Raw genomic sequence first — 19,854 nt, 5'->3', positions numbered from 1 at the left:
TTCTGACACCGACAACAGTGTTACTTAACCAGCGTTTGTGCAGCCTTGATATAAGCATCGCCACGCGCCTTTGCCGTAGCGGTGTCCATATGTTCAGAGGCAACATGCACCTCTTCCAGTGTATCTTTTAGCTTGGCGGTTTCGCTGTGAATTTTTTCCAGCGCTACTTCGATGCTGTAAGTAAGCTCATGTATTTCTACCATTGCCAGCGGTGTTAACTCTGCCGCCAGTAATGTTTGTAGCTTGCGGTTATATTCACTGAAATTTGCTACCGCCTGCTCAAGGGTTTCAGCTGGCTTGCCTTTATAGTGATCCGGCCGCTCATCTGCGTGCAACACAGCCGAGGCAAATAGCACATAACCAACACCTATCGCAGTTAACAGTTGTTTCATATTGACTCCAAAAATACAAATGAGAACGTTTCGCAACTAATTTAACACAGAAGCGGATACTCGCCTATAGCCAAATAACAGCCGTTTTTCGCATTATCTTGATGCTGCTGCATTTCTATCGGCTTTTTGATTAGAATAACTAAGCAAAAAAAATACAGGCTAAAGTCTGCCAGGCTGGCATATTTGTTATGGTTAACTAATTTTATCTAATGTTTAACTGCATAAAATACTATTTTATCTGCATATATCATAAGGTTTTGCCAGTGAGTAGTACTTTGGGCAGATAACATTTGTTTGAATGTAAGATGAATGTTTTAAAATTAAAGATTAGAAATACTAATGCTTTGGTGGTAATTAATCTCGTTCGTGCGTTGTGTAAAAAGTCGGCATAATGCTCAGCATCTAAGCAAGCTGTAATGACGAGGTGACGTATGACGACATTAAATTCTGCTGTAAATAAACAAGCTACTGTTGCCAGACGTAACAGTACTATTGGCCGTGCTTTACTCATTCGTCGCTTAAACCGGTTGCTGGCGCTAATGGGCCAGGCACTGAACACAGCGCAAATGGGCAGAATGAAATAAACTTAACGGTTTTAACCCGGAAAAGCCACGCGTCCCCAACCCGCGTGGCTTTTCTTTTTCTGTTACTTGTCGCCTTAAGTGGCATGCAGTAGAGTAGCCTTAGCGGTGCAATAGCCAGGGGTAAAGCGATGAGCGGACAGGAAAAAATTAATTACATTGAATTGCCGGCCAGTGATCTTAAAGCAATTAAGCAATTTTATAGCCAGGTGTTTGGTTGGGTATTTGCAGACTATGGGCCCGACTATGTGGCTTTTGCTAATTCTGGATTGGATGGTGGTTTTTATCGTAGCAGCAAATGCTCAGTTACCGCTGACGGTGCAGGACTGGTCGTGTTGTACAGCAAAGATTTGCTACAAACACAAACTAATATTGAGGCGGCTGGTGGAGTGATTGTAAAACCGGCGTTTAATTTTCCCGGTGGTCGTCGTTTTCATTTTGCCGATCCGCACGGCAATGAGCTGGCGGTTTGGTCAGAGCAGTAGCGGGCAGACGCTTATTGCAGATCTGTTGCATAAGCGTCACCGCGTTACACTGCATAGGGCCGGCCTTATTGCTGTGACTGACTGGCGTCGTCAGTTACCGTAGCTGCCGAGATAGCAGGCGCTGTGGTATTTTGTACTGCCTGCTCGGCTTGCTCGCTACCAAGGTTAAAAAATAATTCACTGATGGTGTTTTCCAATTGCTGTTTAGCCTGCAGTTTGATGCTTTGACTAATGTCAGTTAATTGGTTGCTGACTACTTCACTCAGCGATTCAGTCAGGGTATTTGCACTGGCAGGAGCGGCAACAGAAACAGCAAATAGTGTAGCAAGGGTCAGTTTAGTCAGAGTTTTCATGGTGTTTTCCTTTCGGGTTAGTGTTGTTTACACTATTGCTAATTCAATTCGCATGCCATAATTAAAATATTTAATAACTAATTGAATAATATAGTTTTAAATTTATTTTTGGCGGCGGCATGGCTAAATTATCTAATGGCTGAATAGTATTGGTTTAGCCACTTTGACCAACATTTAGTCAAAACAGTAGCGCTGGTAGGCTGAATTACAGTAAGGTACAGATAAACCAGATTACATACTGATGTTGATACACTATGCGAAGATCTCACTGCTGCTGGTTGTTCGTTCTGTGCTTGATTAGTCAACCGCTCTGGGCGTCGCAGCCGCTGCGGGTAGTAACGGAATTATCACCACCGCACCAAACCCTGGTAAATGGCGAAGTAGCAGGCTTAAGCACCACCTTAGTCCAACAGATTTTGCACGAAGCGGGCCTCAGTGCCCAAATTGAGATTTTTCCGTGGGCCAGGGCATTTCGTCTTGCCAGTAGCCACGCCAATATGCTGATTTACAATATGGCACGCACTGCAGAGCGTGAAAATCAGTTTCACTGGATTGGCACTGTCGCGTCCTATAATTTGGGTTTTGTTGCGTTAGCACACCGACAGGATATTGCCGTTAACACATTGGACGATGCCAGGCGTTATAGCATCGCTATTCAGCGGGATGATTTATCGGCTATTTTTTTGCAGCAGCAGGGCTTTGAAGTAGGGACTGAGCTAATAATCGCGGCTGATATTATCGAATCCTGGCAGCTATTGCTGCATGGTAAAGTCGATTTAGTGATTGATGATCCGGTGGCGTTAACGGAAATGGCCAGGCTGCTGGCGATATCTACCGAGCAGGTGCGCTTTGTTTACGCTATACCTGAGCTGGCACAACACACCTGGCTTGCCGCCAGCCGGCAAACCGCGCCAGAATTAGTTCGGCGATTGCAGCAGGCCCATGCGGTGATTGCAAAAACGGCGTTTTATCAGCAGCTGATGCAATCTGGCTATACTGCCAAACCTTAACAAAACGCCCGCATTTGCGGGCGTTTTTACCGGTTAGATTTTTTTGTATTTAATGCGGTGCGGCTGTAACGCTTCAGCGCCATAAGTGGCTTTAAGCCAGGTTTCATAGTCCGAATAGTTGCCTTCAAAGAAGTTAACCTTACCTTCGTCGCGGTAATCCAGAATATGGGTGGCTATGCGGTCAAGAAACCAGCGGTCATGCGATATCACCATAGCGCAGCCCGGGAAATCTAATATAGCGTTTTCCAGTGCCCGCAGAGTTTCAACGTCCAAATCATTGGTTGGTTCATCCAGTAACAGCATATTGCCGCCCGCTTTGAGCAGTGCAGCTAAATGCACACGGTTGCGCTCACCGCCGGATAACTCGCCGATAAATTTCTGTTGATCGTTGCCTTTAAAGTTAAAGCGGCCAACGTAAGCGCGGCTTGGGATCTGGAAGTTGCCGATTTGCAGCATATCCTGACCGTTGGAAATTTCCTGCCACACGGTATTTTTTGGATTCATGCTGTCGCGGAACTGATCGACACTGGCCAGTTGTACGGTATCGCCAACACTGATTTCACCGGAGTCGGCTTGTTCACTACCGCTGATCATTTTAAACAGGGTTGATTTACCGGCACCGTTGGGGCCGATAATGCCGACGATAGCACCTTTAGGAATGCTAAAGCTCAGATCGTCAATTAATAAACGGTCGCCAAAAGTTTTGCGCAAATGACTAACTTCCAGCACTTTATCACCCAGGCGTGGTCCAGGCGGAATAAACAGCTCGTTAGTCTCGTTACGTTTTTGGAATTCCTGACTTTGCAGCTCTTCAAAGCGTGCCATCCGTGCTTTGCTCTTGGCATGACGGCCTTTGGGGTTAGTGCGCACCCACTCCAATTCCTGCTTGATAGAGCGCTGCCGGGCATTTTCAGTTTTCTCTTCCTGCTGCAAACGGGCATCCTTTTGTTCCAGCCAGGACGAGTAGTTGCCTTCCCATGGAATACCTTCGCCACGGTCCAGCTCGAGGATCCAACCTGCAACATTATCGAGGAAGTAACGGTCGTGTGTAATCGCTACTACCGTGCCCGGGTAGTCGTGCAGAAAGCGCTCCAACCAGGCAACAGATTCTGCATCCAGGTGGTTGGTTGGTTCATCAAGTAGTAACATATCCGGGCGTTCTAATACCAGTCGGCAAATTGCCACACGACGACGTTCACCACCGGATAAGTGTTCAATTTTGGCATCCCAGGGCGGCAGGCGCAGCGAGTCGGCGGCGCGCTCCAGCGTATTTTCCAGGTTATGACCGTCTTTCGCCTGGATCAGAGCTTCGAGTTCGCCTTGTTCACGTGCTAAGGCGTCAAAGTCAGCATTTTCTTCAGCATAGGCAGCATACACTTCATCTAAACGGGCAAAAGCTTGTTTAACATCGGCAACGGCCTCTTCCACGACTTCTTTAACAGTTTTATTGGTATCCAGCTGAGGCTCCTGAGGCAGGTAACCAATTTTGGTTCCCGCCAGGGCCCGAGCTTCCCCTTCAAACTCTTTATCAACACCGGCCATTATACGCAGTAGGGTTGATTTACCGGAACCGTTCAAACCGAGTACACCAATTTTGGCGCCCGGGAAAAACGACAGAGAAATGTCTTTTAAAATTGTGCGCTTAGGTGGAACCACCTTAGACACGCGGTACATTGAATAAATATATTGCGCCATGATGTTGTCTGGTCTCGTTAGCTGAAACTGTGCGGCAAATTGTACGTTATTTTTTTGCCGCAGGGAAAGGCGCAGCGGCTTTGACAAGATAAAACTCGCTTTTGCGTCCTGCTTTCTGGTCTAATAGCAGGCAATATTTTAGCCAGGTGGAAATTAATATGAGTCAGTTTGCGCAAGATCCAAGTTTTCAGCGTTTTGTCGAAGAAGCTAAAACCCATGGTGTGGTATACGTGCTGGCCGACGGTGAAGATTTGCTGGTGGTGGAATCAGTAGAATTTGAAGACACCGATGTTATGCCATTCTGGTCTGACGAAGCTTCTGCAAAAGCGCATTGTTCTGACGAGTGGGCAGTTTACAAACCTGAAGCCATTCCACTGGATGTATTCTGCGAGGGCTGGTTAAAAGAAATGTATGACGATGGCGTGTTAATTGGTACTAACTGGGATGAAAGTTTAAACGGCCCGGAAGTAGAACCGCGTGAACTACTTGAAGCGCTGTCTTTGGTGCAATAATTCAGCCGTGTAACTTTGTCGCTGGCCGGCAAGGTTACACAAAAATGGCAAAAATAAGACTTTCCCCGTAAACTATCGGCTTTGACACTTCGTATAATGGTTTTTCACGCCGGTCTGGATTGAGTTATGTTAGCAGAAGAAGCAATGTTGGTACGCAGTGCGTTGGAAGCGCAGGGGCTGGAAACGCCTATGCGCGACAATGGCTTATCGCGTGATCAGAAGTACGAAAAAATCAACGCCTTGATGACTCAGGTAGTGAGCACACTGGGGCTGGATTTAACTGATGACAGTTTAAGCGAAACACCACATCGTATTGCTAAAATGTATGTCGATGAAATATTTGGTGGTTTAAACTACGCCAACTTTCCAAAAATTGCACTGATTGACAATAAAATGCAGGTAAAAGAGATGGTTAAGGTAAAGGATATTAGCTTTACCAGCACCTGCGAGCATCACTTTGTTACGATAGATGGCAGTGCGATGGTGGCCTATATTCCGGAAAAACGCATTATCGGTTTGTCAAAAATAAACCGTATCGTGCGGTTTTTTGCCCAGCGGCCACAAGTACAGGAGCGCTTGACGCAACAGATCCTGATTGCCCTACAAACCTTGCTGCAAACCAGTAATGTAGCCGTAACCATGGAAGCCGTGCATTATTGCGTTAAATCACGCGGTGTCATGGATGTTAACTCGAAAACCCAAACTACGGCGTTGGGCGGCATTTTTAAAGATGATGCCCGTACCCGGGCTGAGTTTCTTGCCCGCTACTAACTGATAGTATTTTTTAGGCGCCTGCAGGCGCCTTTTTTAATTGCTGTAACGCCTGCTGTTACTCCAGCCTTTTTCAGAAATTTAACTTAACCTAGCAGCACTGGTACAGCCAGTTAGTTTGCAGTACTATCATTTTATCTAAGTCGTAATCTGGAAGTGCACAATGATACCGGTAGAACTGATCTTACTGGCGTTAAGCCCGGTTTTTATCGGATTTATCGCCTGGGAGTGGTACCGCTCACATCAGGCAGCCAACGGCATCTATCGCTGGCAGGACAGCTTAGCCAACGCTGTACTGGCGTTGCTGCACCAGGGCAGTGACATGCTGGCCTTGCTGTTATTGATGCCATTTTTTCTCTGGTTACATCAGTTTAGACTGTTTGAGATAGACTTAACGGCGGCTACTGTTGCGTTGGCGTTTTTGCTGCAGGATTTTTTGTATTACTGGTTTCATCGTGCATCGCACCATATCCGTTGGCTGTGGGCTTCGCATGTTGCTCACCATAGTTCGCGCCAGATGAACTTTAGCACGGCATTACGGCAAAGCCTGACCTATCCGCTGTCTGGCATGTGGTTATTCTGGACTCCGATGATCCTGCTGGGCTTTACTCCGGCATTAGTATTTGCGGTTGTAGCGCTTAATCTTGCGTTTCAGTTTTTTGTCCATACCCAGGCAGTAAAACGGCTGGGTTGGCTGGAGTGGCTATTTAATACACCGTCACATCACCGGGTACACCATGCTTGTAACGCCATTTATATTGATAAAAACTTTGCCGGCGTGTTGGTCATCTGGGATCGCTTATTTGGTACCTTTGTTGCGGAGCGCGCCGATGAACCCTGCCGTTATGGTATCACTGAGGATTTTAATTCTGATAACCCTCTTACCATTACCTTTTACGAATGGCGTAAAATGTTGTCTGACGCCTTGAAACTGAGCTCTGTAAGGCAGTTGCCTGCGGTGCTGTTTGGTGCACCCAAAAAGGCAGGTAACGACGACAACTAAAGGCCCAATGCGACAGTGTAAATATATCTTTGCGCACTTTATCGCAGGAAAGCGGCAAGGCAGAATTTTATGCACTACGCTTGTAGCAAGCTTATAACGCCTTGAGGTGTAATATGAAAATGTACAAGCTGCTGGTTGTCGTTATTGTTTTATTATCCGGTTGTAAGCCTGTTATCCAAACTGACGCTGTTACGGTTACAGAGCCCGCTGCCCCCGCCGCCCCATCCTGTGTGATGACTCTTGGGATGGATGCCTGGGAGCCCTATCAATATATGACTGTTGGCAATTCACCTACAGGTTTAGATGTCGAACTGGTAAAAGCGGTAGCCGATAAAATGGGTTGTAACCTTAATGTGGTGCAAGGCAGTTGGCTGGAGCTGTTGAAACTGCTGAAAGACGGTGAAATAGATTTTGTGCTGGGAGCCTCACAGACGGAAGAACGTAAAGAGTTTGCTTATTTTTCAGAGCCATACCGGCAAGAGCGCTTTCAGCTCTACGTGCGTAAAAATGATGCTGAGCAACCGTTCTCTGATTTAAAAAGCTTTTTAGCCGCAGGCCATAAAGTTGGTATCGTCAATGAGTATTACTATGGCGATGAAGTGGCCAGCCTGTATGCCGATGAAGCACTACGCAGTAAGTTTGTCGGTGCTATTATCAGCGAACTGAATATGGCGCGCTTGCTGGATGAAGAAATAGATGGTTTGCTGGAAGACAGTTTTGTTGGCGCTTCTATTTTGCGCCGTAAAGGACTGGACAAATATATCGAGCCGCACAGTATCAGCATGGGCAGTTCCGATGTGTTTGTAATGTTTTCTAAGGCATCGGTGGAAGAACAGCAGGTGCAGCAGTTTAATCAGGCCTTGCAGCAGTTGCGCAACGACGGTGCTTACAACCGGTTGCTGGAAAAATACAGCAATTAAACGCTATTAAAGTGTTGTTGCAAAATAGCGGCAGTGAAACCAGCTTTAAGGTAAAAGCCCCGTGGTAGGGTGAGAATGGGCTCGCCCGATGCGCCTACCGCTTGTGTCAGGGCTTTGCTGTTAGCGGCTTTGGGTCGTAGTTGTAACACCTTGCCCTGAGCGCCGCGAATATTGGCTATGCCACCCAGTGTGATTTGCTCCATTAGCTCTTCCCAGTCTTGTTGCAGCAATTGCAGCTGGGTTGGGCTGGGCTGCCATAAAAAGCCGGTTCCTACCATACGTTGTGCTAAGGGGATCTGCCGCTCTGCCAGTATAGGCAACCAAAGGACATGTTGCAGTTTCTGACAAACCCAGGAATCTTGCCATTGCAAACCGGCGACACCTGTTAGCGGGGCCACACATACATAGGTGCTTTCTAAAGGTTTACCGGACTGATCAATCGGCAGGGTTTTTAATTCAATACCCAAAGTAGGGAAATCAGGCTCTGCTTTTGAGCCGGCAGTTGCGCCCAGCGTATGCTCCAGTAACTGGCCCACCCAGCCTTTATCGCGTTGCAGATTGGCTGGCACAGTAACACCTGCTGTGGCAGCAATTTGTCCCAGCGTTAAGCCGGCCAACGCTTGACAACGTTGCAATAACTCGGTGCTTGATTGCGGTGCGGTGGGCATATAGGGATCACTGATTACAGATTTGAATACGCTAGCATTTTTTTGTCTGCAACGCTGCTTAAAAACGCAGCAAACTAACTTGTGCACAGTCAGTTTTGTCTGTTTAAGCCATGCTTGTTTATCTAACTATATGATTTATATCTAAAATGTAGATATTTTTTGTTGGGTGTTTACTAGGCAAACGAAGTTATGCAGTGACTATAATGTGGTTATGCACGATTTTATCAACAGAGTCTGTGAAAAAGTGCACATGGCCTATTCGAGATAAGGCATAGTTGTGGATAACTATGTAAAACTGCCGGTGTAAATTCCGTTTGCCGAACTGGTGACTTTATGAAAGAATCCTTTACATAGTATTTTATGATCCGCCAGAGGTTTGTGTGATCGATGCCGAAGGGTTTCGCGCCAACGTCGGCATAGTAATTTGTAATCACCATGGACAGGTGTTTTGGGCAAAACGGTATGGTCAGCACTCCTGGCAATACCCACAAGGTGGCATTGATGACGGTGAAACGCCCGAGCAAGCCATGTACCGAGAGTTGCACGAAGAAGTGGGGCTTACCGCTAAAGATGTGGAAATTATTGCTACAACCAAACATTGGTTGAGGTATAAATTACCCAAGCGGCTCATTCGTAAAGACAGCAACCCGGTTTGTATTGGCCAGAAACAAAAATGGTTTTTGTTGCGACTGACTTGTGCTGACGAAGATGTAAACTTGTTAAAGACTACTCACCCGGAGTTTGATAGTTGGCGCTGGGTTAGCTACTGGTATCCGGTGCGACAGGTGGTAGCGTTTAAACGCGAAGTTTACCGTAAAGTGATGAAAGAATTTGCCCCGGTTGCTTTGCCATTTATCCGTCGTGATGTCAGGAAAAAGAGTTAGCTAAACCGTTCAGTCCATTCAATAAACTGAAAATGGGGCTCTTATGTTAGGCCAGTTAAGGCGCATAGTTCAGGATGTTGCCCAGGAACCAGTTTTGCAGAATGCGCTAACTGGCCTGGTAAGCAGCGTGAAACAGGCACTGACAACCGAGTGTTGTTCGGTTTACCTTGCTGACTATGAACAACAGCATTTTATGTTAATGGCGACTGACGGCCTGAACCCTGATGCCATCGGTAAAATTGCTATTGGCTTTTCGGAAGGCCTGATAGGTTGGGTTGGCCAACGCGAAGAGCCTATTAATCTGGCTAAAGCCCAGTTACATCCCCGATTTAAAGTGACACCTGAGGTCAGCGAAGACCGTTTTTCCGCTTTTCTTGGTTGTCCGATCATCCATCATCGTAAGGTCTTAGGCGTGCTGACGATTCAGCAGGCAGTAGATCGGGTATTTAACGAAGACGAAGAATCCTTTCTTGTTACTCTGGCGGCACAACTAGCCTCAGTGCTGGCCAATGCCGAAATGCGTCAGGCAGCAAGTGAAAGCAATAAAAATCAAACACAAAATGGCCAACTTAAAGGCTTACCCGGTGCGCCGGGAATTGCGATTGGCCAGGCCCATATTCTTGAACCAGCTAACGACTTTAATGCCATATCATTGAAACGCTCTGATGAGCCGGACAAGGAACTGGCACATTTTTATCGGGCAGTAAAAATTACCAAAGCTGAATTTAACCGGCTGGCAGAGCGAATGAGCGGCCATTTGCCGCCCGATGCACTGGCAATATTTGATGTGTATCACCAGTTGCTGGATGCTGCCAGTTTGGGCCGTGAAATTGAACAGCAAATCGCAGAAGGTTGGTGCGCCAAAAGTGCTTTAAAAAGGGTAGTAGAGAAATTCGCCCGCCAGTTTGATGATATGGACGACAGTTACCTGCGCGAGCGTGGTACTGATATCCGCGATCTTGGCCAGCGGGTGTTAAACAATTTGCTGGATACCGAACAGCGCAAAATAAAATTGCCAGATAAAGTGGTGCTGGTAGCCGACAACGTTACCGCGACTATGCTGGCAGAAGTACCGCGTGAGCAGCTGGTAGCGATAGTGTCACTAAAAGGCTCGGTAAACTCCCATGCTGCTATTATGGCACGTGCTTTAGGCATACCAGCCGTAATGGCGGTGGATGAATTACCCCTGTTACACTGGCAGGGTCAGCGGTTGATTGTCGATGGTTATCATGGCCATATACTTTTATCACCGGCAGAAGCCATTTGTAATGAGTACCAACAGCTAATCACTGAAGATGCAGTGCTCAGTGCAGCTTATCAGCAGGAAATTGGCTTACCGTCGCAGTCTGCCTGCGGTAAGCGATTTAGCCTGATGGTGAACTCTGGCCTGGCGATTGAGCTGGAAACGACAGCGCCGCAGTATACTGATGGCGTGGGTCTGTACCGCACGGAATTCCCGTTTATTATGCGTAGCCGCTTTCCGACCGAGCAAGAGCAGGTAGAGTTATACCGCAAGGTACTGGAAATGTATCCTGGCCGTCCGGTTATTATGCGGACATTGGATGTTGGCGGCGATAAAGCCCTGCCATATTTTAGTATTGTCGAGGAAAATCCGTTTTTGGGCTGGCGGGGTATCCGCCTGACACTGGATCATCCGGAAATCTTCCTGGTACAAATACGCGCAATGTTGAAAGCCAATCTGGCATTGGATAATTTGTATATTTTGCTGCCGATGATTTCTGATCTGGCAGAAGTAGATGAATCATTACGGCTGATTAAACAAGCTTGTTTTGAAGTCAGTGACGAGCTGGCGATAGAATTGCCCAAACCGCAGGTTGGCGTAATGATTGAAGTACCGTCTATTATGTATCAGTTACCGGAACTTGCCCGCAAGGTAGATTTCTGCTCCATAGGTACTAATGACTTAACCCAATATTTGTTAGCGGTAGATCGCAATAACCCCAGAGTTGCCAGCTTGTATGATGCCATGCATCCTGCAGTGCTTAGAGCTTTATACCAATTGGTGCAACAAGCGCAAGGCTTGCAGTTTGCCATCAGTGTGTGTGGTGAATTGGCCGGTGAGCCGGCAGGGGTGCTATTGTTAGCCGCTATGGGCTATAGCAGCTTCAGTATGAACAGCAGTAATTTAGCAAAAATAAAATGGTTGCTACGCCGGGTTGAAATGTCTGAACTGGCATTACTATTGCCCGAAGTGCTAGCATGTACCTCTGCCAAGCATGTAAGGCTACATATTCATCGCTTTCTTGAACAAAAGCAGTTGCTTACTCAGCTTCGGGCATAAGGCTCCGTTAGGTTGCTGTGCGTTTAAACGGCCAATTTCAGGTTGAGTTTATAGTGTTTAGTATTTTTATTATCACCTTGTTCCTCGGTGCCGCTGTTGGTTTTATGGCTGGCTTACTTGGGATTGGCGGCGGGCTTTTGATCGTGCCGGTATTAGTGATGTTGCTACCAGCCTTTGATGTTGTCAGCCAATCAGATGCAATTTTAGTCGCTGTGGCGACATCTCTGGCGTCGATTATCGTTACCGCGACCTCTTCTGTAAGGGCACACCATAAGATGGACAATGTACCCTGGGCTATCGCCACGCCAGTTGTGGTAGGTGCGGCCTGTGGTGCCTGGTTTGTCGGATACCTTGCCCATTTAGTTGGTGGCCAGCTATTGCAGATGTTTTTTGGCATAGCCGTACTATTGCTGGCGGCCAGAATGCTTGGCTCACGCTCCGTTTTAGGCAGTAGACTTTTACCTGGCCGGTGCGCTACCGGCGCAATTTCTGTAGTGCTTGGCGGGCTAGCCAGTTTATTGGGTATTGGTGGTGGCGCGTTGTTTGTACCGGTATTAAATTATTATTCTGTTGATATGCGCCGGGCTATTGGCTGTGCTGCAGCCAGTGGCATAGCAATAGCTATTTTTGGTACTCTGGGCTACGTAATTGCCGGCTGGCGGCACTACCAGTTTGAACATGGGTTTATTGGTTATATCTACATACCGGCTTTGTTAGGTATAGTGTCCACTTCTGTATTTACGGCTCCGCTTGGGGCGCGTATGACACAACGTTTACCGCTTTTGACCGTTAAGCGGGTATTTGGCGTATTTTTATTGCTGGTATCGCTAAAAATGATACTCAGTTAAGGGGAGTTATGTCGGCAAGTTATTTTACGTTTCCACAAATTGACCCGGTGATATATAGCCTGGGTCCAGTCAGCCTGCGTTGGTATGGCTTAATGTATCTGGTCGCTTTTGGCCTGGCCTGGTGGCTGGCAAACCGTGCAGCAAAAAAGCCGGGCTCGGGGTGGACTGAGCAACAGGTCAGTGATCTGTTGTTTATCGGCTTTCTTGGGGTAATACTCGGCGGTCGGGTTGGCTACGTATTGTTTTATCAGTTTGATTTGTTTTTAGCCGAGCCCTTGTATCTGGTTAAAATCTGGACCGGTGGCATGTCATTTCATGGCGGTTTGCTCGGAGTTTTGCTGGCAATGGCCTGGTTTGCCAAACGCAATAATAAAGGCTTTCTGCAATTAGGAGACTTTGTCGCACCGCTTATTCCACTTGGCCTGGCCGCCGGCCGACTGGGCAACTTTATAAACGCTGAGCTATGGGGCCGCACTACAGATGTGCCCTGGGCTGTGTTGTTTCCAAACGCCGGCGGATCGCCGCGTCATCCTTCTCAGTTATACGAATTTGCCCTGGAAGGTTTAGTGCTGTTTGCATTGATAATGCTGTATCGGCGTGTCAACCCGCCAACAGGTAGTCTGGGCGGCTTGTTTTTAGCGGGCTATGGCAGCGCGCGGTTTTATGTTGAGTTTTATCGTGAGCCGGATGCGCACCTGGGCGTGTTATCGGCGGGGATGTCGATGGGGCAGTGGTTATCCTTGCCAATGATAATCGCGGGTATAGGTCTTATTATTTACGCTTATAGCACTGGCAGCAAAGTAAACAAACGGGTATCAGAAACATGAAACAATATTTGCAGCTGTGTCAGCGTATTATCGAACACGGTAGCTGGGTCGAAAACCAGCGTACAGGTAAGCGCTGCCTGACCGTTATCAATGCCGATTTGGAATACCGGGTTGACCAGAATGCCTTCCCACTGATAACCACCCGCAAAAGTTATTGGAAAGCGGCAATAGCAGAATTACTCGGCTACATTCGAGGTTACAGCAGTGCCGCTGAGTTCAGGGCGCTGGGCACTAAGACCTGGGATGCCAATGCTAATGACAACGCTGATTGGTTAGCAAACCCGCATCGCAAAGGTGCTGATGATATGGGGCGGGTTTATGGCGTGCAGGGCCGGGCCTGGGCTAAACCAGATGGTAGCACACTTGATCAGCTGAAAAAGGTTGTCGACAACCTAAGCCGTGGTATAGATGATCGTGGCGAGATAGTGACATTTTACAACCCCGGCGAGTTTGACATGGGCTGTTTGCGGCCTTGTATGCACACGCACAACTTCTCGTTACTGGGCGATACCTTATACCTGACCAGCTTTCAACGTTCTTGCGATGTGCCTTTAGGGCTTAATTTTAATCAAATTCAAGTGTTTACCTTATTGGCACTGGTAGCGCAAATTACCGGACATAAACCGGGTATTGCTTATCATAAAATCGTTAATGCCCACATCTATGAAGATCAGCTATCGCTGATGCGCGATGTGCAGCTAAAACGTGAGCCATTTCCATCTCCTGAATTAGTAATTAATCCGGACATTAAATCATTGAATGATCTGGAAACCTGGGTCACGCTTGATGATTTTGAAGTGCGTGGCTATCAGTGCCATCCGGCAATTCAATACCCGTTCTCGGTTTAACTACTATTGTCAAAACTTCGCCGTCAAATGCTGGCCTGAAATTTGCTTTGTTAGTTCCAGGCCAGTATCTGAGGTGGGTATGAAACAGTTAATTTTATGCAGTGTATTGCTGCTACTGCAATGGTGGCAGCCGGCTTTAGCCGCTGCCAGGCATGACAGCAGCCAAAAGTCGCAACCGGAACTCAGCCGCTATGCGTTGGATTATTACACTAATCGCTTAGCCGACAATTTATTTCGCCAATTAACTACCGAGCTATTACCGCGTGTTGCAGCTCCGCAATTGTCTGTTGCCAGCTTTTTGCCATTAAACTCGCTGGAGTTAAGTGCGGCAGATGCCGATGAGCGGGCTTTGGCCAATCAACTTGCTGACAGCATGCTAAGCCATGCTCTGGCCAAGGGCTATACTGCCTACGACTACAGGTTACGCAGTGAGTTGCTGCTGTTGTCCGGTCATGAGCAAGCCTTGTCGCGCCAGGCATCAGAGTTGTCCACTGTGCAGCTGGCCAATGCTATTTTGTCTGGTAGCTATGTAATGCAGGAAGACGGCTATGTGATTAATGCGCGGATAATCGACGTTAGCACTAAACAAGTGTTGGCAGCGGTAACCGATTACATTCCCGGCAATGTATTTTGGAGTGAGCAGCAGGTTAAGCAACGCGGCGACTATCTGTATCGCAGCAGCAGGGGAGAAAAATAATGAAACAACTGATTCCTACTTTGGTACTACTGCTGTGTGGCTGTGTGCAGCAAGGCCCGGCAAATAATGTCCGGCTAACGGGTGAACCGCCGGCAGAACGCAGCCAGCGCGTCGAACAGCAGCAGGGGCTTGGGCACAGCGCGCCAGATCAGTTTTACCGGCAACAACCTATTACAACGGTAAACGAGTACTCACGTAATATAGTGCATGAGCTAATGCAGCAGCATCAGGCGTTGGATGATAATGCGATGGTGGCGGTTACTGACCTTAGTTACACCGACTCTACATTGGATCAGGGCTCATTGTTTGGTCATCACTTTAGTGAGGCAATGATCTATGATCTGCATCGCTTCGGTGTGCCGGTACTGGATTACAAAGCGACAGATTATATCCGTGTCACGCCCGATGGTGACTTTGTGCTCAGCCGTAACTTTGAAGAATTAAAAGCTGAATTGCCGATAAAGTATGTAATTACCGGCACTATGACCATGCATCAGCAAGGTTTACTGGTCAACGCCCGCTTGATCCAAATAGACACTAAAAGAGTAATATCTGCCGCCAGAACTTTTGTGCCGAATCATATAGTTCGGGCGTTGCAGCAATGGCAACAACAGCAAACGTTACGGCTGAAACAGGGCTAATAGGCCAGCGCGGCATAAATAAGCGGGCAATTTTAAGCGTTTGCATTCAAGAATCGGCGTTTTGCACCGATAAGATACGGTAATAGCAGCAACATCAGGCTAGCTGCTTTTGCTGTTGAATTTATCGGAGAGCGCTGCATGAAAAACATCTTACTGACAATAGCCGTAGCCAGCTTGTTGACAGCCTGCCACAGCCTTAATGGAAGCAGTAATAGTTACATCGAATGTAACAATAAAGCCAGCTGCAATAGCGACACGCCAGGCCTGCCGGCTGAGGTGAAACAGTCATCAGTGCAAGCGGCAACATCCAGCCAGCAACAGCCTGAGCCCCAATACGGTGCTACGGTATTCTTTCCTTATACCGGCAATCAGCATTCACATAAGCAGTTGTCTGATTATGCCAGCCAGATGTCTATGCAGTTGGTTGAAACCCTGCATGCTTTCCCTGTAGGGGCAAAAATAGCCATAGCGTCCTTTGTTGAACTTGGCCCTGAACTGGATGTTAGCAACAGCCTGGGTAACCAGTTAGCTGAAAGTTTTATTCATCAAATGCAGCAGTATGGTTTAGCGGTGGCCGATTTTAAAACTACTAACAATATCAGGGTAACAAAGCATGGCGATTTTATATTCAGCCGTGAGCATAGCCGGCTGCAGACATCACAAAAAATTGATTATGTACTGGCCGGCACTATGCTGTATACGCCAAAGGGTATAATGGTGAATGCCAGAGTGATTCATTTTAACAGCAAAGTGGTGGCGGCCAGTGCGCAGCAGCTGATCCCGCATTTTGTTATCAGCGCCTTGTACCCAATAACTGAAGGCTAGCTAACGCTGATTCACGGGCTGCCGATTTTTTCGGCAACTGAAAATTTAAGCAAAAGCCAATGATAGTAAACGCTTTATTCATCCAGCCGGCTATGCTAACTTACGCCGCTGTTGCCCTATAGTTAAATGGATATAACGGCCCCCTCCTAAGGGGCAGTTGCAGGTTCGATTCCTGCTGGGGCAGCCATATCTGTTAGCGCGGCGCTATAGTGACTAAATCCCCTGCCTGAATATGACTGACTAACTGCTGTTGTTGCGGTATGGCCCAACTACGGTGCTGGTTTACATTTTGCACTGTCAGGCGGATTGGACTGTGTAGTAACTGCCTGATTTCCGGTTGGCTAGGGTGACGCTGTATTTGTATAATTTCCAGAGTGTCACCCACTTTCAGACCCTGAGCGGCCCCCATGTTTAGTGTTAGTTGCTGTTGCTGTACCTGACTAACCTGGCTTAGTAATGGCTGACAGCGCAAGTGCTGTTGCACATCTTCGGCAACAGCATGCAATATGGTGGCGATTTTACTGCCATATGGCATATTCCAGAATGCCTGGCTGTGGCTGTCTGGTGTGTTTGGCTCTTTATAAGGCCAGGGCGCTGCTGTGCGATATTCCTGCTGAAATACTATCTGTTGTTCAAATAAATCATACAAGGTTACATCCAGCGCAAAAAAGCGCTCTTTACTGGCATCTTGCCAAAAGCTATTGGTAGTGTTGCCCATAGATAAATCAGTGATTTGCGCGGTAAGTAAGTATTGACTGCCTTCACTAAACAGTTGCTGTGTCAGCTGATGGTTTAATTGCGCCAAACTGATATGGGTTGCTATTGCACTGACCATGGCAACCGGGCTGTAATCTCGCAGCTGCTTATCCAATTGCTGAGTTGCATCGCGCGGCAGGTTAAATAAATTGCCATGAATAGCATCCTGACGGGGCAGTAACTTAAACGGGCTTAACAGCAACGTTTTACGATAATTATTGCTTTGGCAGTGACGTTGCAGAGGCAGGATTTCAGCTCGCAATGTCACCGTCAGCATGTTCTGACTTTTAGTTTCTGACAGCAACTGCACTTGTTGTATTTCTGAATGGCTGTCCAGCTGGTACTGTTCATTTTGTAAAATACCATTAACCAATTGCTGTGAGGCGCTGAAACTGGCGCCTGAAAACAGGGCTGCGCGTTTTAATGCATCGTTAATGGCAGCTTCACGGGCCTGCACCAGATTGCCGCGCTCCACTGCAGCCTGGCCGCTTACCTCATACCAGGTAGCGAAGCCGGTTTGGCTGAATACTAATAGCAGTATCATGCTGAGTGAATATTTCTTCATACATTAACGGCTCTATTTTGTTGTACGTGGCTGTTGTTTATTACTCTTTATGAAAGCAAATTACGTGCCTATTATCAGCTTGACGGAATAGTGGCGCAATTTTTGCTTTTTGATTAAAAGATACAACCGTTAAAAGAGAACCGCCATGCGTAAAATTATCCTGTTGCGTAGCCTTATTGCATCTATGTTGGCTTTGTCAGCCGTGAGTTGCAGCCAGTTTTATGACCGTCATGTCGAATATGCTGATGTTAAACCGGATAACTACCCGGTGCTAAGGGCGTTGGGCTATGCACCTATAGCGTTGCAATCAGGTGACACTGAGCAACACAAAATGCTGCAGGCGATGAAGGCATCCAAACTTGAAGCCTATCGTGAGCTTACTGAAATGGTGTATGGTCAAAGAATTGACGCAAGCAACAGACTGGGCGCCATGTTGTTGCGTGATGACGAACTGACAGTACAGGTGCAAGGCGTGATACGTGGTGCCAGAGTGGTCAAGACTTATGCCGTTAACGGCACTTACATTACAGAGTTAGAGTTGGATTTTAAACAGGTGCAACATTTGTATCAGAATGTACAGCCAAGACAGACAATTAACCGGGTTCGCTATTTCTAAGCGCTGATCACTCAGGCTTTAATGCCTTTACCTTTACTATCGACGGCGGGCTGGCCCTTGCTGGTATAAGTAAGACCGGATTTACCCCGGCTGGATAACAATTCGTGTTTAAACTGAGCCAGTCTTAACTGGCTTTGTTCCATCGTTAACTGATTCACGTCATTTTGTTGTTTGCATTGCGCCAGTAAGGCGTCGAGTACCGCTACCTGTTGCTTAAAGTCGTCTTGCTCTTTACTTTGCGCCAGTTCGGCGGTGTTAGCCAGTTGGTTGTCTGTTTGCTGGATCAGCTCAAGCAGCTTCACTTTTTCTACTGTTAGCTGTTCGAGGCTGTCTATATCGCGGTTGGCGAGGGCGGCAAGTTCTTGCCGTAATAACGACAACAGCACATCCAGGTGCTGTTGTTGCAGTTGTAACAAAGAGGCAATGCTGTCAGGGATTAGCGTCATTTTTTGCCAAATATTTCGCTTTCAAACTGCACGATACGCCGTGCCAGTTGCTCAACATTGATCTTGTATTTGCCTTCAGCAATAGCTTGCTTAATTTTGTCGACCTTTTCCTGATCGACGCCGCTGCTGTTGCTTGCTTTGTCTGTTAACTTAGCAAATTGTTGCGCTTGCGGTGTAATAGACACTGAATCCTGTTTTTGATTCGCGGTCTGAGTCGCATTTTGCTGTACAGTGGTTTGCTGACGTTGCTGGTTTTGTTCAACCTTGTCAGTTTTAACCTGCCCTGTATTTTGCAGGTTGTTGACATTAATAGCCATAATATGACCTCATTACCTTATTACAGTTCCCTATGCTCAGGTTAGCGGCAGCAGACAGCAAAACTTTAGCATAATTTTTAAAAAGTAATACTGACGCGGTTAACGGCGACGACTTCAGCTTTTACGGTGCGTTTAGACTGTCTGTTTTGTATCGGGATCACATCTCCCAGGCTACCATCAGACATTGCAATTCCTGACGCTGAAACGTCCAGGCCATTATCCCTGATGGCTATTGTAACAACATCTCCTTTGCACACAAGGCATAGATCCTGGAAGGTTAAAATTTGTCCCATCGACAAGGATCTTTTAGTTTTAGCGCCAATAACAGCATTGGCATCCGCCACCAGATTGCCCCGAACAAACCGGCGTGCCCGGCTTGTTGTTTCCAGCATATCGGCTGTTATCATGCTTCCTGTAGAAATGTTTTGTCTAAGCACCAGAGTTGCAACAATTTCATCTATTCTGACCGGGGCATATAACTGCCAGGCGGTGGTGTCGCTGCAGCGGATCACTATAGTGTTTTGCCGCTGTGTTAGTAGCTGCGATAAGCTAAAATCTAATGCCTGCTCACAGTGTTTTGAACCAATACGTGGGTCTAAGCTGCTGATATCTGTTTGATACACTGTTGTCGTGTCGCTTGCCAATTGTGCATCAAGCCATTGCTGCGCCAACGTGGTGAGCTGCTCAGGGCTATAACTTTCCGGTTGACTATAAAGCGGTAGACTACTGCAAAGGCAAAGCCAGATAAGACTATGTCTGATTAAATTTTCGTACTTTTTCATATAGTTTCGGCTATGCTTTAGTTGCTGGTGGTTATAACATACGGCGATAATTTGACGCTAATTGCTATTCCACATCGGATTTAAGCAATTTAGCAAGAATCGATCCGATA

Annotated in this window: 24 protein-coding genes and 1 tRNA gene; 17 read left to right on the top strand and 8 right to left on the bottom strand. The window is 47.1% G+C overall.

Annotated features, from left to right (window positions below; genetic code table 11):
- Positions 1-20: 20 nt before the first annotated feature.
- Entirely contained in the window at positions 21-392 is a 372-nt protein-coding gene (locus tag MN202_RS01870) for a DUF6746 family protein (protein ID WP_335734384.1), read from the bottom strand.
- A 431-nt stretch (positions 393-823) separates the two neighbouring features.
- Between MN202_RS01870 and MN202_RS01865 the strand changes: the two genes are divergently transcribed.
- Both MN202_RS01865 and MN202_RS01860 read left to right on the top strand, forming a co-directional pair.
- Positions 824-976 (top strand): hypothetical protein, encoded by a 153-nt coding sequence (locus tag MN202_RS01865; RefSeq protein ID WP_335734383.1) that lies wholly within the window; start codon positions 824-826, stop codon positions 974-976.
- Positions 977-1,104: 128 nt separating this feature from the next.
- A complete protein-coding gene (locus MN202_RS01860) occupies positions 1,105-1,458 on the top strand; it encodes a VOC family protein (RefSeq protein ID WP_335734382.1) in 354 nt (117 codons plus the stop codon).
- Between the two features lie 65 nt (positions 1,459-1,523).
- Here MN202_RS01860 and MN202_RS01855 read toward each other — a convergent pair whose 3' ends face one another.
- Positions 1,524-1,811 carry a hypothetical protein gene (locus MN202_RS01855; protein WP_335734381.1) on the bottom strand — a complete coding sequence of 96 codons (288 nt, stop codon included), beginning with the start codon at positions 1,809-1,811 and terminating at the stop codon, positions 1,524-1,526.
- A gap of 293 nt (positions 1,812-2,104) precedes the next feature.
- On the opposite strand from MN202_RS01855, the gene MN202_RS01850 reads away from it, so the two are divergent.
- Entirely contained in the window at positions 2,105-2,821 is a 717-nt protein-coding gene (locus MN202_RS01850) for a substrate-binding periplasmic protein (RefSeq protein ID WP_335734380.1), read from the top strand.
- Between the two features lie 33 nt (positions 2,822-2,854).
- Here MN202_RS01850 and ettA read toward each other — a convergent pair whose 3' ends face one another.
- Positions 2,855-4,516, bottom strand: coding sequence for an energy-dependent translational throttle protein EttA (ettA, locus tag MN202_RS01845; RefSeq protein WP_335734379.1), 1,662 nt, complete (start codon positions 4,514-4,516; stop codon positions 2,855-2,857).
- A 158-nt stretch (positions 4,517-4,674) separates the two neighbouring features.
- On the opposite strand from ettA, the gene MN202_RS01840 reads away from it, so the two are divergent.
- From MN202_RS01840 to MN202_RS01825, 4 genes are all read left to right on the top strand, one after another.
- Positions 4,675-5,028 (top strand): DUF2750 domain-containing protein, encoded by a 354-nt coding sequence (locus MN202_RS01840; protein WP_008220211.1) that lies wholly within the window; start codon positions 4,675-4,677, stop codon positions 5,026-5,028.
- A 126-nt stretch (positions 5,029-5,154) separates the two neighbouring features.
- Positions 5,155-5,799 carry a GTP cyclohydrolase I FolE gene (folE, locus tag MN202_RS01835; RefSeq protein WP_335734378.1) on the top strand — a complete coding sequence of 215 codons (645 nt, stop codon included), beginning with the start codon at positions 5,155-5,157 and terminating at the stop codon, positions 5,797-5,799.
- Between the two features lie 163 nt (positions 5,800-5,962).
- Positions 5,963-6,802: a sterol desaturase family protein gene (locus tag MN202_RS01830; RefSeq protein ID WP_335734377.1), complete on the top strand. Its 840-nt coding sequence runs from the start codon at positions 5,963-5,965 to the stop codon at positions 6,800-6,802.
- 113 nt (positions 6,803-6,915) lie between these two features.
- Positions 6,916-7,722, top strand: a complete 807-nt coding sequence (locus MN202_RS01825) for a substrate-binding periplasmic protein (RefSeq protein ID WP_335734376.1) — start codon at positions 6,916-6,918, stop codon at positions 7,720-7,722.
- Here the strand turns inward: MN202_RS01825 and mutH are convergent.
- Positions 7,719-8,390, bottom strand: coding sequence for a DNA mismatch repair endonuclease MutH (mutH, locus tag MN202_RS01820; protein WP_335734375.1), 672 nt, complete (start codon positions 8,388-8,390; stop codon positions 7,719-7,721). The two genes, MN202_RS01825 and mutH, sit on opposite strands and share 4 nt — an antisense overlap.
- Positions 8,391-8,770: 380 nt before the next feature.
- On the opposite strand from mutH, the gene rppH reads away from it, so the two are divergent.
- From rppH to MN202_RS01775, 9 genes are all read left to right on the top strand, one after another.
- Positions 8,771-9,274, top strand: coding sequence for an RNA pyrophosphohydrolase (gene rppH / locus MN202_RS01815; protein ID WP_335734374.1), 504 nt, complete (start codon positions 8,771-8,773; stop codon positions 9,272-9,274).
- Between the two features lie 43 nt (positions 9,275-9,317).
- Positions 9,318-11,576: a phosphoenolpyruvate--protein phosphotransferase gene (ptsP, locus tag MN202_RS01810; RefSeq protein ID WP_335734373.1), complete on the top strand. Its 2,259-nt coding sequence runs from the start codon at positions 9,318-9,320 to the stop codon at positions 11,574-11,576.
- 17 nt (positions 11,577-11,593) lie between these two features.
- The gene (locus MN202_RS01805) at positions 11,594-12,424 is read left to right on the top strand and encodes a sulfite exporter TauE/SafE family protein (protein ID WP_335734372.1); all 831 of its coding nucleotides are present in this window, start codon (positions 11,594-11,596) and stop codon (positions 12,422-12,424) included.
- Between the two features lie 8 nt (positions 12,425-12,432).
- Positions 12,433-13,251 (top strand): prolipoprotein diacylglyceryl transferase, encoded by an 819-nt coding sequence (gene lgt / locus MN202_RS01800; RefSeq protein ID WP_335734371.1) that lies wholly within the window; start codon positions 12,433-12,435, stop codon positions 13,249-13,251.
- Positions 13,248-14,099, top strand: a complete 852-nt coding sequence (locus MN202_RS01795; RefSeq protein WP_335734370.1) for a thymidylate synthase — start codon at positions 13,248-13,250, stop codon at positions 14,097-14,099. Before lgt ends, MN202_RS01795 begins: the two co-directional genes overlap by 4 nt.
- A 79-nt stretch (positions 14,100-14,178) precedes the next feature.
- Positions 14,179-14,796 carry a FlgO family outer membrane protein gene (locus MN202_RS01790; RefSeq protein WP_335734369.1) on the top strand — a complete coding sequence of 206 codons (618 nt, stop codon included), beginning with the start codon at positions 14,179-14,181 and terminating at the stop codon, positions 14,794-14,796.
- Complete coding sequence (locus tag MN202_RS01785; protein WP_335734368.1) at positions 14,796-15,437, top strand: FlgO family outer membrane protein; 642 nt, start codon at positions 14,796-14,798, stop codon at positions 15,435-15,437. Before MN202_RS01790 ends, MN202_RS01785 begins: the two co-directional genes overlap by 1 nt.
- A 138-nt stretch (positions 15,438-15,575) precedes the next feature.
- Positions 15,576-16,262, top strand: coding sequence for a FlgO family outer membrane protein (locus MN202_RS01780; protein ID WP_335734367.1), 687 nt, complete (start codon positions 15,576-15,578; stop codon positions 16,260-16,262).
- 112 nt (positions 16,263-16,374) lie between these two features.
- A tRNA-Arg gene (locus tag MN202_RS01775) sits at positions 16,375-16,449 on the top strand.
- Positions 16,450-16,455: 6 nt separating this feature from the next.
- Here the strand turns inward: MN202_RS01775 and MN202_RS01770 are convergent.
- Positions 16,456-17,583, bottom strand: a complete 1,128-nt coding sequence (locus MN202_RS01770) for a flagellar assembly protein T N-terminal domain-containing protein (protein ID WP_335734366.1) — start codon at positions 17,581-17,583, stop codon at positions 16,456-16,458.
- Positions 17,584-17,728: 145 nt separating this feature from the next.
- On the opposite strand from MN202_RS01770, the gene MN202_RS01765 reads away from it, so the two are divergent.
- The gene (locus MN202_RS01765; RefSeq protein ID WP_335734365.1) at positions 17,729-18,199 is read left to right on the top strand and encodes an LPP20 family lipoprotein; all 471 of its coding nucleotides are present in this window, start codon (positions 17,729-17,731) and stop codon (positions 18,197-18,199) included.
- An 11-nt stretch (positions 18,200-18,210) separates the two neighbouring features.
- Here MN202_RS01765 and MN202_RS01760 read toward each other — a convergent pair whose 3' ends face one another.
- The 3 genes from MN202_RS01760 to flgA all read right to left on the bottom strand — a co-directional run bounded on the left by MN202_RS01760 (position 18,211) and on the right by flgA (position 19,744).
- Positions 18,211-18,645: a flagellar protein FlgN gene (locus MN202_RS01760; protein WP_335734364.1), complete on the bottom strand. Its 435-nt coding sequence runs from the start codon at positions 18,643-18,645 to the stop codon at positions 18,211-18,213.
- Positions 18,642-18,962: a flagellar biosynthesis anti-sigma factor FlgM gene (gene flgM / locus MN202_RS01755; protein WP_335734363.1), complete on the bottom strand. Its 321-nt coding sequence runs from the start codon at positions 18,960-18,962 to the stop codon at positions 18,642-18,644. The genes MN202_RS01760 and flgM overlap by 4 nt, the downstream gene beginning before the upstream one ends.
- A gap of 77 nt (positions 18,963-19,039) precedes the next feature.
- Entirely contained in the window at positions 19,040-19,744 is a 705-nt protein-coding gene (flgA, locus tag MN202_RS01750) for a flagellar basal body P-ring formation chaperone FlgA (protein WP_335734362.1), read from the bottom strand.
- Between the last annotated feature and the right edge of the window lie 110 nt (positions 19,745-19,854).

It is taken from the genome of Rheinheimera muenzenbergensis, assembly GCF_036984005.1.
Lineage (GTDB): Bacteria > Pseudomonadota > Gammaproteobacteria > Enterobacterales > Alteromonadaceae > Alishewanella > Alishewanella muenzenbergensis.
The sequence above is the reverse complement of the archived record's forward strand: the minus strand, read 5'-3'. Positions and strand labels throughout refer to the sequence as shown.